This is a genomic window from Blastococcus sp. SYSU DS0828 (genome assembly GCF_054050975.1).
Genome location: NZ_JBJHAK010000024.1, coordinates 41,060 through 55,054, shown reverse-complemented (window position 1 = coordinate 55,054; position 13,995 = coordinate 41,060). Strand labels below are relative to the sequence as shown.

The window sequence follows — 13,995 nt, the reverse complement described above, 5'->3', positions numbered from 1 at the left end:
GAGCGGGAACCGCGCGCCCGTCCCGCATGGTGGTCAGTGCGTCGCGCCGTGGGCCACGAGCAGTTCGACCAGGGCGTCGTTGCCGCTGGCCTCGTGCTCGTCGGCCCGCCGGTGCCGGGCCGCCGCCACGCGGCTGATGTCCAGCGCGCTGGCACCGTCGTGGGTGGTGGCGTTGACGTCGGCTCCCGCGTCCAGCAGCAGCCGGACGATCTCGGGCACGTCCCCCGTGGCGCCCGCCGCGACCGCCGCGTGCAGCGGCGTGCGGCCGGTGTCGGGATCCCGGCGGTCGACGTCCGCGCCGGCGTCCAGGAGGAGCCGCACCAGCTCCGCGCTGCGGCCGGTGGCGGCCGCGTGCAGCGCGCCGCCATCGGGGTCGGCGCCGCGTGCCAGCAGCAGCCGGGCGGCGCCGGCGGCGCCGCCGAACGCGGCCCACGCGAGCAGGTCGACCCCCGTGGCCGGGTCGGTCAGCGCTGCGCCGCCGTCGAGCTCGGCGGTGAGCCGGTCGACGTCGTCGAGGTAGGCCGCGCTGGGGGCGTCGACCACCGCGCCCAGCTCCACCAGCACCGGGACCAGCCCGGGCGCGTGCTCGAGCGCCAGGTGCAGCGGCGTGCGGTGCTGGTCGGTGCGGGCCGAGAGGTCGGCGCCCGCCCCGGCCAGCACGCGGACGACGTCGACCCGGTCGCAGGCGACCGCCAGGTGCAGCGGGGTCCAGCCGTCCTGGCCGTCGCGCTCGACGGTGCCCTGGACCAGCTGAGGCGACTCGGCGACCGCCGTCCGGACGGCATCTGTCTCCCCGTCGGCGATCAGCCGGCCGAGTCGTTGGACCGTCATGCGAGTGGTCACGCGTTCTCCGTTCTGCGTTCGGGGCTGCTGTTCGACCGGAGCAGGGGTCGTAGGCCTGCCACTGGCGCCTCAGGCGATGTCGCGGCGGACCGCCAGGAAGGTGCCCAGGAACGCCGCCAGGAGACCGTAACCGAGCAGCAGGAGGCCGCCCTGCCACGGCGTCAGCAACTCGGGTGCCTCGAAGTCGGACGTGAGGGCCTGCACCGCCCCGCCGGGCAGCCACTTGTAGGCCGCCTGGATGGCCCCGACGGAGGCCACGATCGGCTCCACGACGTAGAGGTAGACCAGCGCACCGACGATCGCGCCGACCTGGTTGCGCAGCAGCGCGCCGACCCCGACGCCGATCACGGTGAACAGGACCAGCACCAGACCCGACAGGGCGATGGTGCGCAGGTTGTCCCCGGCCAGGGACGGCGTGGCCCCGCGGGCACCCGCGTAGACGACCGCGACCAGGACGTTGACCGCCAGGACCACCAGCGCGAACGGGAGGGCGACGAGCGCGTACGCGAGCAGCTTCGCGCCGACCACCCGGCCGCGGTGCGGGGTCGTCAGGAAGGTGGGGGTCGCGGTGCGGTGCCGGTACTCCTGGGTCATCCCGATGATGCCGAGGATGAGCAGCAGCACGCTGGCGTTGGAGCCGACGGAGAAGATCAGCTCCTCGTAGGCGGGGGTGCCGACCGCCGGCAGTCCCGGCTGGCCCTGCTGCTCCACGCCGGCCAGGGCGGTGAACAGTGCCGTGAAACCGCCGGCCAGGACGCAGGCGCCGATCAGCAGCCCGATCCACACCCGGGTGGTGAAGAGCTTGGTCCACTCGGCGCGGACGAGGTCGGTCATCGGGAGACCTCCGGGGACGTGGCGCCGGCGGCGTACTGCTCCTGGCCGGCCGTGAGCTGGAAGTAGATCTCCTCGAGGCCGCTGGTGCGGGAGCGCAGCTCGTGCAGCTCCACCCCGGCGGCGAAGGCGCGGGCGCCGACCTCGGCGGTGGTCCGGCCGGAGACGGTCAGGGAGTCGCCGTCGAGGGTGACCGGTATGCCCGCGGCGCGCAGCGACTCGGCCAGCCGCGCGATCTCCGGGCTGCGCACCAGCACCGTGCCGCCGCTCTCGGCGCCGGAGCGGAGCTGCTCCATCGAGGCCTCGCGAACCAGCCGGCCGGCGCCGACGATGACGACGCGATCGGCGGTCTGCTCGACCTCGGCGAGGAGGTGGCTGGAGACCAGCACGGTGCGGCCCTGCTCGTGCGCGAGGTGGCGGAGGAAGCCGCGCAGCCACTGGATGCCCTCGGGGTCCAGCCCGTTGGCGGGCTCGTCGAGCACGAGGACGGCGGGGTCGCCCAGCAGCGCCGTCGCCAGACCGAGCCGCTGGCGCATGCCAAGGGAGTAGCCGCCCGCCCGGCGGCCGCCGGCGTCGGCCAGGCCGACCTGGGCCAGCACCGCGTCCGCGCGCTGCAGCGGCAGCCCGGCGGCGCGGCAGTAGACGCGCAGGTGGTTGCGGCCGGAGCGGGCGGGGTGGAACGCCGTCTCCAGGACCGCCCCGACGGTGCGGATCGGCTCCCGCAGGCCCGCGTACGGGGTGCCGTTGAACGTGGCGGTGCCCGCGTCGGGCTGCACGAGCCCGAGCAGCATGCGCAGCGTCGTGGTCTTCCCCGCGCCGTTGGGGCCGAGGAACCCGGTGACGGTGCCCGGCTCGACGGTGAACCCGAGATCGCTCACCGCCCGGACGGCGCCGAAGGACTTGGTGAGCCCCTGGACCTCGACCCGCACGGGGCCGGTCGTGGGGGCGGGGGCGGTGGAAATGTCGCTCTCCTCGTCTGCTGGCCCGTGTTCCCCACCCATCCAAGCGCACGCGGGTGACCTTCCGGGAGCCCGTGGGTGCACGTTCCCCGCCACGTGGTCGACTGGGTGCGTGGGACCGGTGCGGCTGGGGCGTGCGCGGCTGGCGGTGACCGTCGTCTTCGCGGCGAACGGTGCCCTCTTCGGGAACTGGGCGGTGCGGATCCCCGCGGTCAAGACCGCCCTCGGGCTCTCCGACGCAGCACTCGGCGGCGCCCTGCTCGTGCCGGCGGTCGGGGCGCTGATCGCCATGCCGCTGGTCGGTGCGCTCAGTGCCAGGCTCGGCAGCCGGACGACGACGGTGGCCACCGCGCTGGCCTTCTTCGCGGTCCCGGTCCTGCTGGGGCTGGCGCCGTCGCTGCCCTGGCTGGTCCCGGCGCTGCTGGTGTTCGGGCTGGCGTTCGGCGGCCTGGACGTGGCCATGAACGCCCAGGCCGTCACGGTGGAGCGGGCGATCGCCCGGCCGGTGATGTCGTCGTTCCACGCGGCGTTCTCGGCCGGGGCCCTGGTGGGGTCGCTGACCGGTTCGCTGGCCGCGGCGGGGGACGTCGGGCTGCCCTGGCACCTGGGCGGCACCGGCCTGGCGCTGCTGCTCCTGACCGCGCCGCTGTTCCCGGCGCTGCTGCGGGAGCAACGGACCGAGGGGGAGGCGGGGCCGCTGTTCGCGTGGCCCCGCGGCCGGCTCCTGCCGCTGGCCCTCATCGCGCTGGTCGTCCTCCTCGCGGAGGGCGCGGTCGGCGACTGGAGCGCGGTCCACCTGCGCGACGAACTAGGTGCCTCCGCCGGGGTGGCGGGGCTGGCGTTCACCGCCTTCAGCCTGACGATGGTGGCCGGCCGGCTGGCGGGCGACCGCGTCGTCGCTGCGTGGGGGAGGGTCCGCACCGTCCGCACCTCGGCACTGGTGGCCACGGCCGGCGGGGTGCTGGTGGTCGCCGGCCCGACCGTCGCCGTGGTGCTGGTCGGCTTCGCCGCCCTGGGGGCCGGGCTGGCCTGCACGGTCCCCCTGGTCTTCTCCGCCGCGGCGGAGGGCGAGCCGGAGGCCGGGCCGGCGCTCGCCGCGGTGAGCACCCCCGGGTACCTCGGCTTCCTGCTCGGCCCGCCGGCGATCGGGGGCCTGGCCGAGCTGGTGGGGCTCTCCGCGGCGCTGGCGCTGCTGCCGCTGCTGCTCGCCGCGGTGGCGCTCCTGGCCGGCCGCACCGGCCCCGCCCGCGTGACCCCGGGCACACGGGCGGTCGTCGTCCCCTAGAGTGCCCGCCGTGAGCGAGCCCGTGACCGCCTACTCCACGGTCGTCGTCGGAACCGACGGCTCGCAGTCCTCGCTGCGCGCCGTCGCCCGGGCAGGAGCGCTGGCCGGCGCCTGCGGGGCGACGCTGGTCGGCCGGCTGCTGGGCTCCGTGCCGGCCGATGCCACCCGCGGTCGCGGTGCGCTGATCGTGCACACCACCGACTGAGGTCTGCGACGGGCATGGTTGATCCCGGGGAGGGTCCGGACCCCGGCGCCCGGGAGGCGCTGGAGCGGCTCCTGCTCGGCGGGCCGCGCCGGTACACCCGGCTGGAGGTCGGCCGGATGGCGGGGATGCCGCCGGAGCGGACGCAGCGGCTCTGGCGGGCGCTGGGGTTCCCCGACGCCGCCGACGACGACCCCGCCTTCACCGACGCCGACATCGCCGCTCTCGGCGTGCTGTCGACGCTGATCGACTCCGGCTTCGTCGACCCGGAGAGCGAGGCCTCGATCGCGCGGGCGATGGGGCAGTCACTGTCCCGGCTGGCCGACTGGCAGACCGACATGCTGGCCGACGCGCTGCTCCGCGGCGCGCAGGCCGGCGAGGACCCGGCCGCGACCACCGAGCGCGCGGTGGCGGCCGCGCAGGCGCTCCTGCCCCGGCTGCGCGAGGTGCAGGACTACGTCTGGCGCCGGCACCTCGTGGCCAACGTCGACCGGCTGCTCGCGGCCACCGGCCCCGGCGACCGGCGGGAGCTGGCGGTGGGGTTCGCCGACCTGGTCGGCTACACCTCCCGCAGCCGCGGCATGGGCGGCCGCGAGCTGGGTGCGATGGTGGAGGACTTCGAGAGCACCGCCGCCGAGGTGATCGCCCGGCACCACGGCCGCGTCGTGAAGACCGTCGGTGACGGCGTGCTGTTCACCGCCTGGTCGGCCACGGACGCCGCGGACATCGGACTGGAACTCCCTGACGCCTGGGCGGCCGCCGACCGTCCGCCGCTGCGGGTGGGAGCCGCCTACGGGGCGGTGCTCACCCGCCTCGGCGACGTCTACTCGCCGGTCGTGAACCTCGCCAGCCGGCTCACCTCGCTCGCCCGGCCCGGCGCGCTGCTGGTCGACCGGGACCTCGCCGACCGGCTGCGCGGGCTGCCGGACTACCGGGTGCGGCCGCTCCGCCGGGTCTCGGTGCGCGGCTACGACCACCTCCAGCCGTGGCTGGTCCGGCGGAGCAGGACGACGAGCGGCGAGGACGCCGACAGCGGCTACGGCGACGACGCCTTCGACGTCGAGGACGACCCGTCGGCGAGCCGGGGCTGACCCCGACCGGGCGGCTTGGCAGGCTGGAGGGGTGAGCGCCACCCTCGTCGCCCGCGGACTGGCGGCCGGCCACGGCGCCCGCGTGCTCTTCTCCGACCTCGATCTCGTCGTCGCCCCGGGCGATGTCGTCGGCCTGGTCGGGGTGAACGGCGCGGGCAAGTCCACGCTGCTGCGCACCCTGGCCGGGGAGCTCGCCGCCGAGGCCGGCAGCATCGCCCTCAGCCCGCCGACGGCCACCCTGGGCTACCTCCCGCAGGAGCACGAGCGGCGACAGGGGGAGACGGTCCTCGCCGCGCTCGCCCGGCGGACCGGTGTCACGGCCGCCCAGGCGGCCCTGGACGCCGCGACCGATGCGCTCACCGCCGGCGCGGCGGGCGCCGACGACGCGTACGGCGACGCACTCGAGCGCTGGCTCGCGCTCGGCGGCGCGGACCTCGAGGAACGGGCGGCCGAGGTGGTCGCCGAGGTGGCGCCCGGCGTCGCGCTGGACGCGCTGATGACCGGGCTCTCCGGCGGGCAGGCCGCGCGCGTGGGGCTGGCCTCGCTGCTGCTGTCCCGCTACGACCTCCTGCTGCTCGACGAGCCGACCAACGACCTGGACCTCGCCGGGCTCGACCAGCTGGAGCGGTTCGTGACTGGTTCCCGGGCCGGTGTCGTCGTCGTCAGCCACGACCGCGAGTTCCTCGCCCGCACGGCCAACCGGATCGTCGAGCTCGACCTCGCCCAGCAGCTGGTGCGGGTGCACGACGGCGGCTACGAGGCGTACCTGGCAGAGCGGGAGGTCGCCCGCCGGCACGCGCGCGAGGAGTACGAGGAGTTCGCCGAGACCAAGGCGGGGCTGGAGGCGCGCGCCCGGATGCAGCGCAACTGGATGGCCAAGGGTGTCCGCGACGCGGTCAAGAAGCAGAAGGACCCCGACAAGTTCATCAAGGCGCACAACCGGGCCTCGGCGGAGAAGCAGGCGGCCAAGGCCAAGCAGACCGAGCGGATGATCGAGCGGCTGGACGTGGTCGAGGAGCCCCGCAAGGAGTGGGAGCTCCGCATGGAGATCGCCGCCGCGCCGCGGGCCGGCGCCGTCGTCGCCACGCTGCGCGGCGCCGTCGTCCGCCGGGGCGGCTTCACCCTCGGCCCGGTGGACCTGCAGGTCGACTGGGGCGACCGGGTGGCGATCACCGGCGCCAACGGATCGGGGAAGTCGACCCTGCTGGCCGCTCTGCTCGGCCGCGTTCCCCTGGACGAGGGGTCGGCGTCGCTCGGGCCGTCGGTCCGGATCGGCGAGATCGACCAGGCCCGGGAACGCTTCCTCGGTCAGGAGCAGCTGCTCGACGCGTTCGGCGCGGAGGTCCCCGACTGGCCGACGGCGGAGGTGCGGACGCTGCTGGCGAAGTTCGGCCTCACCGCCGACCACGTGCTGCGCCCGGCGGTCACCCTGTCGCCGGGGGAGCGCACCCGCGCCGCCCTGGCGCTGCTGCAGGCCCGAGGCATCAACGTGCTGGTGCTCGACGAGCCGACCAACCACCTCGACCTGCCGGCGATCGAGCAGCTGGAGCAGGCGCTGGCCGGCTACACGGGCACGCTGCTGCTGGTCACCCACGACCGGCGGATGCTCGCCGCCGTCGCCACCGACCGCCGGCTCGAGGTCGACGGCGGGCGGGTCACCGAGCGCTGAGCCGGTCAGCCGGCGGGGGCCCCGAGCTCGTCGGCGATACCGACGGTGTCCATGCCCGCCCACGTGTCGGACACGTGGTGCGCCAGCACCATCAGGTCGCGCAGCTCGCCGCTGCGGTCGCGGATGTGGTCGCGCAGCAGGGCCTCACCGCTGAAGCCGAGGTCGCTGAAGAGCGCCAGCGCCGCCCCCTGCTCGGCGACCACCTCGACGACGAGCTTCGACAGCCCCGAGGAGACCGCGCCGACCAGGGCCTGCCGGGCCAGCTCCCGCCCGAGCCCGCTGCCGCGGCGGGACGGGGCGACGACCAGGCGGACCTCGCCGACGTGGTCCGACCAGCCCGGCAGCGGCCGGACGGCGACGTAACCGGTCACCTCGTCGCCCTCGACCGCCACCCAGCGGCCGCCGGCGGAGTCACCGGTCGCCCACGAACGGACGGTCTCGGGGTCGGTGACCTCCTCCTTGATGAAGGTCAGGTCTCCCTCGGGGAGGTCACCGAAGAACCGCAGCAGCGCGTCGCAGCGATCGGGTCCCAGTTCCACCACCGTCACGTCAGGCCTCCTGGCTGGTCTCGTCGGCGTCGAGCGGGTCGCTGCGCCGGCGGACGAAGTCGATGATCGTGGGCACCGTGGTCTTCGCCGCGGTGCGCCCGACGACCAGCCCCATGTGTCCGGCGTCGAGGCAGAGCTCGTGCTTGTCGGGGGAGCCGACCAGGTCGATCAGCGGTGCGGTGGCGTCCGGCGGCACGATGTGGTCGCGGTTGGCCCGCACGGTCAGGAACGGCACCTGGATGTCGGCGAGGTGCACCGGGTCCCCACCCACGGCGAGCCGGTCGTCGACCATGCCGTTGTTCCGCACCAGCATCTCCGCCGTCTGCCGCGCGGCGGCGCCGGGGAAGGGCACGTGGTCGTCCGACCACCCCGTCATCGCCTGGTAGGAGGCGACGTACTCGTCGTTCCAGAGCCGCTCCCACAGGGTGACGTAGCGGGTCACCTCCGCCGTCGGGGTCAGCGCCCGGAAACCCTGGACGACGACCGAGGGCGGGACGTTGCCGTCCGCGTCGAGGACCGAGCCGACGTCCATCCCGCCGACGGCGAAGATGTCGGCGAGCGGCCCCATGTGCCGGAAGTCGACCGGTGTCGCCAGCACGGTGAGGCTGCGCAGCGGCGCGTCGGGGTGGTGCGCGGCGTAGAGCAGGGCCAGGTTCCCGCCGAAGCAGTAGCCGAACAGGTTGACCTCGTCGGCGCCGGAGAGCTCGAGGACGCGGTCGACCCCGGCGGGGATGTAGTCGTCGACGTAGTCCTCGAGACCGTTGCCCGCGTCGCGCTCGTCGGGCTCGCCCCAGTCGAGCATGTACACGTCGAAACCGGCCTTCAGCAGCTGCTCCACGAAGCTGTTGCCGGGCGTCAGGTCGAGGATGTAGCTCTTGCTGATCATGCTGAACACGATCAGCAGCGGTGGCCCGTAGCGGACGCCGCCATAGGGGTCGGGGTCGTTGCGGTAGTGCCAGAGCTGGGTGCGGCCCCGCTGCCAGACGACGTCCTTGGGGGTCTGCCCGACACCGGGCCGGTCGACGCCGGCGACGAGCTTGATGCCGTTACGGGCGCGCAGGGTGTTGCGCTCGACGTCGCGCCGGACGCGGTCGAGCACCGTCTGCGGGCTGGGCACCGTCGGCATCGCTGTCCTCCGTGGTCGGGGCGGTCGTCGTTCGGGCCGGGCCGGGGCGCGACGGAGAGCCGCGTCGCCGCTCCTGCTCCAGCTGGATGGTCAGCCGGCGCACCTCGCGGTCCAGGGAGCCGATCTGCGCGCGCAGCCGGCTGATGTCGCTGCCCGCGGGCAGGTTGACCAGGTGCCAGGCGCGCGCGCTCAGGTCCCGGACGGAACTGCCCGCGACGGTCTGCGCGCGACGCAGCAGCGCGGTGGCCAGGGAGAAGTACTCGCTGCGGACCAGGTCGTCGGCCCGGGGCGCGATCGCGCGCTCGGCGGCGTCGTAGGCCTGTCGCCACATCGGGGCGCTCACCGGCGCTCCCCGGTCGCCGGCGCCGCGCGGTCGAGCGGCTGCTGCGCGAGGTCGGTCATGGTCGGTCTCCCTGTGCCCGGTGTCTGGACCCAGCGCCCCTACCCGGCTCGACCGGTGATCTACCGCACACGGCCGATACGGTGGCGGGACACCCCATCGTCTGCGAGGAGATCCCCGCTCATGCCCGACCGCTCGATCCTCGACCTGTTCCGCCTCGACGACCGCGTCGCCATCGTGACGGGGGCGTCCTCCGGGCTGGGGGCGGTCTTCGCCCGCACCCTGGCTGAGGCCGGCTGCGACGTCGCCCTGGGGGCCCGCCGGGTCGACCGGCTGGCCGACACCCAGCGCGCGGTGGAGGCGGCCGGGCGGCGCGCGATCAGCGTGGCCACCGACGTGTCCCGGCCCGAGGACTGCCAGGCCCTCGTCGACGCGGCCGTGGCGGAGTTCGGCAAGGTCGACATCCTGGTGAACAACGCCGGTGTGGGCACCGCCGCGCCGGCGACCAGGGAGACGCCCGAGCAGTTCCGGCAGGTCATCGACGTCAACCTCAACGGCTGCTACTGGATGGCCCAGGCCTGCGGCCGGGTGATGCAGCCCGGCAGCTCCATCGTCAACATCTCCAGCGTGCTGGGGCTGACCACGGCCGGCCTGCCGCAGGCGGCCTACGCCGCGAGCAAGGCGGGGCTGATCGGGCTGACCCGTGACCTCGCCCAGCAGTGGACCGGGCGCAAGGGCATCCGCGTCAACGCGCTGGCGCCGGGGTTCTTCACCTCGGAGATGACCGACCAGTACCCCGAGGGCTACCTGGAGTCGCAGCTGTCCCGGGTCCTCGTCGGGCGGAAGGGCGAGCCCGAGGAACTCGCCGCTGCGCTGGTCTTCCTGGTCAGCGACGCCGGCGGGTACGTCACCGGCACCACCATCCCGGTCGAGGGCGGGATGCTCACCAGCTGAGCGACGGGTCCGCGGCGGCGAGGTCGGCGCGGGCGGTGCACGGGCGGACCCGGTCGGCGTCGGGGTCCGGTTCCGGCAGCGCGGCCGCCCCGCTGTCGCGCAGCGGTCGCGGGCGGCGGGGGTGGCGGCTGCCGCTCCCGCCGCCCCGGTGCGGGTAGACCAGGACGCCGTTGACCGGGTCGGGCGCGGCGTCGAGCGCCGCCCGCACCGCCGGTGCGTCGCGGAAGCCGTCGCGCTGGCCCTCCTCGTCGAAGACGAACTCCAGGACGACGCCCCAGCGGTGCTCGTGCTCGTCCCAGAACCGGGCGCCGGACGTCACCGCCGTCTCGACGAGCAGGTCGTGCCAGGCGCGCAGCCATCCCGAGGCGGGGGTGCCGCCGTCGAAGACCTCGATGGTGACCCAGTTCACAGTTGTCCGACGCTATGCGGTTCCGCCGGTCACCGGTAGGGCCGCCGGAGCGGTGGTCACGCTCGGCGTTCGACGCGCTCGATCAGCGCGGTGATCCGGTCGGTGAGCTGCGGCCAGACCTCGCGCGGCAGGTCGTGGCCCATGCCGTCGACGACCAGCAGCTCCGCCCCCGGGACCGCCGCAGCCGTCGCGCGACCGCCGGAGACGTTCACCAGGCTGTCCTGCTCGCCGTGGATCACGAGGGTGGGCACGGCGACCCGGGCGAGGTCGGCGGTCCGGTCGTGCGTGGTGAGGATGGCGGCCAGCTGCCGGGCCACGCCGGCCGGGTCGTACGCCCGGTCGAAGGAGAGCCCGGCCCGGTCGCGCACCGCGGCCTCGTCGAACTCGAAGCCAGGAGAGCCGATCACCCGGTAGGTGTCCACGACGCGCTGGATCGCGCCCTCGCGGTCGCCCGCCGGTGCGGCCAGGAGCACCCCCATGGCGGCCTCGTCCGGGGCGCCCACGGCCGGGTCGCCGGTGGTCGACATGATCGAGGTAAGGCTGCGCACCCGGTCGGGGTGGGAGATGGCCACCAGCTGGGCGATCATCCCGCCCATCGAGGCGCCGACGACGTGCGCGCTGTCGAGGCCGAGGGTGTCGAGCAGGCCGACGGTGTCCTCGGCGAGGTCGGTCAACGAGTACGCGACCGAGGAGCGGTCGCCGCCGAGGATCGCCAGGACGTCCGGGGCGCCGGCGCCGTCGAGGTGGGTGGACAGCCCGATGTCGCGGTTGTCGAAGCGGATGACGAACAGCCCCTGCTCGGCCAGGCCGCGGCAGAAGTCGTCGGGCCAGCCGATCATCTGGGTGGCCAGCCCCATGACGAGCAGGACCGGCGGATCCGCCGTCTCGCCGAACGTCTCGTAGGCGAGCTCGAGATCGCCCACCCGGGCCATGTGGATGCCGCTGGTCTCCATGCAACGGACGCTAGTGCAGCCGTCCGGCACTCAGGTCGCGGCCCGGGCGGGCGAGGGGCTGTCAGGCCTGCCGTGTGCGCCGGGTCAGCGGTCCCGGTGCCCGTTCTCGGCGCGGTCCTCGACGTTCCCGTGGCGCAGCAGGCTGGCGACGGCCAGCACGAGGCCGCCCCAGATGACGACCATCGCCACCACCATCATCGCGATCGCCTCGGCGCTCATCGCCGGCCTCCCTCGTCGTGCCCGGTTCCCGGGCGGTTCGGGTCCGCCGCGGAGGTCGCGTGCAGCGGCGCCGCGGGGTCGGAGCCGGGTGGCGGCCCGTCCAGGTGGGTCCCGGAGCGCCACGGCAGCCGGGCGAGGAGGAAGCCGACCAGCGGGAGCGCCACAGCCATCAACCAGCCGAAGACCAGCAGCAGCCACGTCGGGTAGTCCCCGGCCCCGTAGGGCGCGGTGAGGTCCTCTCGCACCGTGAAGACGAGCACGATGGCCAGGCCCGCCGGGGCGACGACGCTGGTCAGCACCCGCCAGCCGGTGCCGACCCGCGGCCGGCCGTGGACGTTGAGGTGCTCGCTGAGACGGGGCAGAGCCCGCACCAGCCAGGAGACGACCAGCATGCTGACGAGCGCCACGACGAGGATGCCGTACTGGTTGACGAAGCGGTCGACGACGTCGAGCACGTAGATGCCGCTCGTCGTGCTGAAGAGCACCAGGCTCAGCACCGCGGCCGGCACGCCGACCGCGAGGGTCGCGGTGAGGCGGCTCGTGTCGAGCTTGTCGCGGACCGCCGAGATCACCACCTCGATCACGCTGATCAGCGAGGTGATGCCGGCGACGACGAGCGACCCGAAGAACAGGACGCCGAGGAGGGCGCCGGCCGGCGCCTCGCTGATGATCGTGGGGAAGGCGATGAAGGCCAGGCCGATCCCGCCGTCGACCACGTCGCCGACCGCGTCCCCGCTCGCCTGGGCCATGAAGCCCAGGGCGGCGAACACGCCGATGCCGGCGAGCAGCTCGAAGCTGGAGTTCGAGAAGCCCACGACGAGGCCGGAGCCGATCATGTCCTCGCGGCGGCGGACGTACGACGCGTAGGTGATCATGATGCCGAAGCCGACCGACAGCGAGAAGAAGATCTGGCCGAACGCGGCGGCCCAGACGGGGGCCGAGGTGAGCGCCGACCAGTCCGGCGTGAAGAACGCGTCGAGGCCCGCGCCCGCGCCCGGCAGCAGCAGCGCCTGCACGACGAGGGCGGCGAAGGCGAGCACCAGCACCGGGATCAGGACCAGCGACGTCATACCGACCCCGCGCTGGACGCCGAGGGCCATGATCACGAGGACGGCCAGCCAGACCAGCGCCAGGGGCACGAGCACCCCGGGCACCACGTCGGCGGTGACCTCGACGTCACCGGCCTGCAGGAACTCGCCGAAGAAGAAGCCTTCCGGGTCGGCGCCCCAGGCCTGGTCGAGCGAGAAGAGGGTGTAGCGCAGCGCCCAGGCGAGCACCGCGGCGTAGTAGACGGCGATGACGAAGCAGATGCCCACCTGCCACCAGCCGAGCCCCTCGGTGCCGCGGCGCAGCCGGGCGAAGGAGAGCGGCGCGGAGCCGCGGTGGCGGTGGCCGATCGCGTAGTCGAGCAGGAGGAACGGGATGCCGGCGGTGAGCAGCGCGACCAGGTAGGGCAGCAGGAAGGCGCCGCCGCCGTTCTCGTAGGCGACGTAGGGGAACCGCCAGATGTTGCCGAGCCCGACCGCCGAGCCGATCGCCGCCAGGATGAAGACGCGGCGGGAGCTGAACGCGCCGCGCCGGCGCTCCTCGTGCGTCTGCGGGGTGCCGTCTCCCGCTGTCGTGCTCATCTGACCTCCTGCGTGGTGGTCTGCCGATCCTGCGAGCACCTCGAACACCGGTCCCGATGGGCCGTCGGCGGGAGGTGCCAGAACTGGGGCCACGTCGAACGCCCGGACTCTAGCGGGCCGGGCCGCGGTCCGGGTCCTGATCCCCAGCGTCCTGGTCGTCGGCACCTGGAGCCGTCCTCCCGACCGGCCGCGGGGCGAGCACGGGGCCGCGCCGCACCGCAGAACGGGGTTGCGCCGGCGTCTCCCGGGGCAGCCCGGTGGCATGGAACCCGTGGTGCGCACCGCAGCCGAGGCCGAGACCGAGGTGTGGGACGACCCGGTCCGGGGCCACGTCGCCTTCCAGGTGCTGATCAGCCGGGACCGGACGCCGACGTCCTCGCTCTACACCGGCCTCGCCGAGCTGCCCCCCGCCGGCTGGCTCGGTCGGCACCGGCACATCCAGGCCGAGGTCTACCACGTCATCGCTGGCACCGGGGTCGTCGTCCTGGACGGGGTCGAGCACCCCGTGGCCGGCGGGTCGGCCGTCTTCATCCCCGGGAACGCCGAGCACGGCATCCGGAACACCGCGGAGGAGCCGCTGCGCTTCGTGTACGCCTTCGCGACCGACTCGGTCGAGGACGTGGTGTACCGGTTCTCCGGGGAGGAGTGAGCCGGCACGCCCGTGGCGTCGCGCGGCGTCGGCCCGTCCGGAACGCGCGAGAGGCCCCGCTGGCACCCGTCTCCGGGGCCGGTGGGGCCTCTCCCGCTGTTCGTCCGCGGCCAACGGTCGGTCCACGCGGGCGACGGTCAGCGGCTGGTGGTGCCCCCGGCAGGATTCGAACCTGCGCACCCGCCTCCGGAGGGCGGTGCTCTATCCCCTGAGCTACGGGGGCTCGGTGGTGGGGCAGGGGAGAAGTTACCAGCCCCCGACCCCGCCCCGTGCGGCGGCTCCTGCGCCG

16 protein-coding genes and 1 tRNA gene are annotated in these 13,995 nt (G+C 74.6%); 6 read left to right on the top strand and 11 right to left on the bottom strand.

Annotation, left to right across the window (positions count from 1 at the left end; all coding sequences use genetic code 11):
- Positions 1–33: 33 nt before the first annotated feature.
- The 3 genes from ACI79Q_RS17035 to ACI79Q_RS17025 all read right to left on the bottom strand — a co-directional run bounded on the left by ACI79Q_RS17035 (position 34) and on the right by ACI79Q_RS17025 (position 2,603).
- Entirely contained in the window at positions 34–843 is an 810-nt protein-coding gene (locus ACI79Q_RS17035) for an ankyrin repeat domain-containing protein (RefSeq protein WP_456615069.1), read from the bottom strand.
- Between the two features lie 69 nt (positions 844–912).
- Positions 913–1,677 (bottom strand): ABC transporter permease, encoded by a 765-nt coding sequence (locus ACI79Q_RS17030; protein WP_456589246.1) that lies wholly within the window; start codon positions 1,675–1,677, stop codon positions 913–915.
- Positions 1,674–2,603: an ABC transporter ATP-binding protein gene (locus ACI79Q_RS17025; RefSeq protein WP_456599550.1), complete on the bottom strand. Its 930-nt coding sequence runs from the start codon at positions 2,601–2,603 to the stop codon at positions 1,674–1,676. Before ACI79Q_RS17025 ends, ACI79Q_RS17030 begins: the two co-directional genes overlap by 4 nt.
- Before the next feature lie 142 nt (positions 2,604–2,745).
- Here ACI79Q_RS17025 and ACI79Q_RS17020 point away from each other — a divergent pair, with 142 nt between their 5' ends.
- Genes ACI79Q_RS17020 through ACI79Q_RS17005 form a run of 4 tightly spaced genes read left to right on the top strand, consistent with a single transcriptional unit; the run spans position 2,746 to position 6,880 of the window.
- Positions 2,746–3,918 carry an MFS transporter gene (locus tag ACI79Q_RS17020; protein ID WP_456598006.1) on the top strand — a complete coding sequence of 391 codons (1,173 nt, stop codon included), beginning with the start codon at positions 2,746–2,748 and terminating at the stop codon, positions 3,916–3,918.
- A gap of 10 nt (positions 3,919–3,928) precedes the next feature.
- Positions 3,929–4,123, top strand: coding sequence for a universal stress protein (locus ACI79Q_RS17015; RefSeq protein WP_456589243.1), 195 nt, complete (start codon positions 3,929–3,931; stop codon positions 4,121–4,123).
- A 14-nt stretch (positions 4,124–4,137) separates the two neighbouring features.
- Complete coding sequence (locus ACI79Q_RS17010; RefSeq protein ID WP_456589242.1) at positions 4,138–5,211, top strand: adenylate/guanylate cyclase domain-containing protein; 1,074 nt, start codon at positions 4,138–4,140, stop codon at positions 5,209–5,211.
- A gap of 31 nt (positions 5,212–5,242) precedes the next feature.
- Complete coding sequence (locus tag ACI79Q_RS17005) at positions 5,243–6,880, top strand: ABC-F family ATP-binding cassette domain-containing protein (RefSeq protein ID WP_456599551.1); 1,638 nt, start codon at positions 5,243–5,245, stop codon at positions 6,878–6,880.
- Between the two features lie 5 nt (positions 6,881–6,885).
- Here ACI79Q_RS17005 and ACI79Q_RS17000 read toward each other — a convergent pair whose 3' ends face one another.
- From ACI79Q_RS17000 to ACI79Q_RS16990, 3 genes are read right to left on the bottom strand one after another with little or no spacing between them, the layout of a single operon-like run.
- Complete coding sequence (locus tag ACI79Q_RS17000; protein ID WP_456589240.1) at positions 6,886–7,428, bottom strand: N-acetyltransferase family protein; 543 nt, start codon at positions 7,426–7,428, stop codon at positions 6,886–6,888.
- A 1-nt stretch (position 7,429) separates the two neighbouring features.
- Positions 7,430–8,554 (bottom strand): alpha/beta fold hydrolase, encoded by a 1,125-nt coding sequence (locus tag ACI79Q_RS16995; RefSeq protein WP_456599552.1) that lies wholly within the window; start codon positions 8,552–8,554, stop codon positions 7,430–7,432.
- Positions 8,475–8,897, bottom strand: a complete 423-nt coding sequence (locus ACI79Q_RS16990) for a hypothetical protein (RefSeq protein ID WP_456589238.1) — start codon at positions 8,895–8,897, stop codon at positions 8,475–8,477. Before ACI79Q_RS16990 ends, ACI79Q_RS16995 begins: the two co-directional genes overlap by 80 nt.
- A gap of 180 nt (positions 8,898–9,077) precedes the next feature.
- Here ACI79Q_RS16990 and ACI79Q_RS16985 point away from each other — a divergent pair, with 180 nt between their 5' ends.
- Positions 9,078–9,848 (top strand): SDR family NAD(P)-dependent oxidoreductase, encoded by a 771-nt coding sequence (locus ACI79Q_RS16985; protein WP_456589237.1) that lies wholly within the window; start codon positions 9,078–9,080, stop codon positions 9,846–9,848.
- On the opposite strand, the gene ACI79Q_RS16980 is transcribed toward ACI79Q_RS16985, so the two are convergent.
- From ACI79Q_RS16980 to ACI79Q_RS16965, 4 genes are all read right to left on the bottom strand, one after another.
- Positions 9,838–10,257 carry a hypothetical protein gene (locus ACI79Q_RS16980; RefSeq protein WP_456589236.1) on the bottom strand — a complete coding sequence of 140 codons (420 nt, stop codon included), beginning with the start codon at positions 10,255–10,257 and terminating at the stop codon, positions 9,838–9,840. The two genes, ACI79Q_RS16985 and ACI79Q_RS16980, sit on opposite strands and share 11 nt — an antisense overlap.
- Positions 10,258–10,313: 56 nt before the next feature.
- A complete protein-coding gene (locus ACI79Q_RS16975) occupies positions 10,314–11,210 on the bottom strand; it encodes an alpha/beta fold hydrolase (protein ID WP_456589235.1) in 897 nt (298 codons plus the stop codon).
- 84 nt (positions 11,211–11,294) lie between these two features.
- Positions 11,295–11,429, bottom strand: a complete 135-nt coding sequence (locus tag ACI79Q_RS16970) for a methionine/alanine import family NSS transporter small subunit (protein WP_456589234.1) — start codon at positions 11,427–11,429, stop codon at positions 11,295–11,297.
- Entirely contained in the window at positions 11,426–13,057 is a 1,632-nt protein-coding gene (locus ACI79Q_RS16965; protein WP_456589233.1) for a sodium-dependent transporter, read from the bottom strand. Before ACI79Q_RS16965 ends, ACI79Q_RS16970 begins: the two co-directional genes overlap by 4 nt.
- A gap of 262 nt (positions 13,058–13,319) precedes the next feature.
- Here ACI79Q_RS16965 and ACI79Q_RS16960 point away from each other — a divergent pair, with 262 nt between their 5' ends.
- Positions 13,320–13,706, top strand: coding sequence for a cupin domain-containing protein (locus tag ACI79Q_RS16960; RefSeq protein ID WP_456589232.1), 387 nt, complete (start codon positions 13,320–13,322; stop codon positions 13,704–13,706).
- Between the two features lie 148 nt (positions 13,707–13,854).
- Here the strand turns inward: ACI79Q_RS16960 and ACI79Q_RS16955 are convergent.
- Positions 13,855–13,929, bottom strand: a tRNA-Arg gene (locus ACI79Q_RS16955).
- Positions 13,930–13,995: the final 66 nt, after the last annotated feature.

Coding starts and splice junctions, on each gene's coding strand:
- ACI79Q_RS17030 (WP_456589246.1), bottom strand. CDS start 1,677: ATGACCGACCTCGTCCGCGCCGAGTGGACCAAGCTCTTCACCACCCGG.
- ACI79Q_RS17010 (WP_456589242.1), top strand. CDS start 4,138: ATGGTTGATCCCGGGGAGGGTCCGGACCCCGGCGCCCGGGAGGCGCTG.
- ACI79Q_RS16995 (WP_456599552.1), bottom strand. CDS start 8,554: ATGCCGACGGTGCCCAGCCCGCAGACGGTGCTCGACCGCGTCCGGCGC.
- ACI79Q_RS16985 (WP_456589237.1), top strand. CDS start 9,078: ATGCCCGACCGCTCGATCCTCGACCTGTTCCGCCTCGACGACCGCGTC.
- ACI79Q_RS16975 (WP_456589235.1), bottom strand. CDS start 11,210: ATGGAGACCAGCGGCATCCACATGGCCCGGGTGGGCGATCTCGAGCTC.
- ACI79Q_RS16970 (WP_456589234.1), bottom strand. CDS start 11,429: ATGAGCGCCGAGGCGATCGCGATGATGGTGGTGGCGATGGTCGTCATC.
- ACI79Q_RS16965 (WP_456589233.1), bottom strand. CDS start 13,057: ATGAGCACGACAGCGGGAGACGGCACCCCGCAGACGCACGAGGAGCGC.
- ACI79Q_RS16960 (WP_456589232.1), top strand. CDS start 13,320: ATGGAACCCGTGGTGCGCACCGCAGCCGAGGCCGAGACCGAGGTGTGG.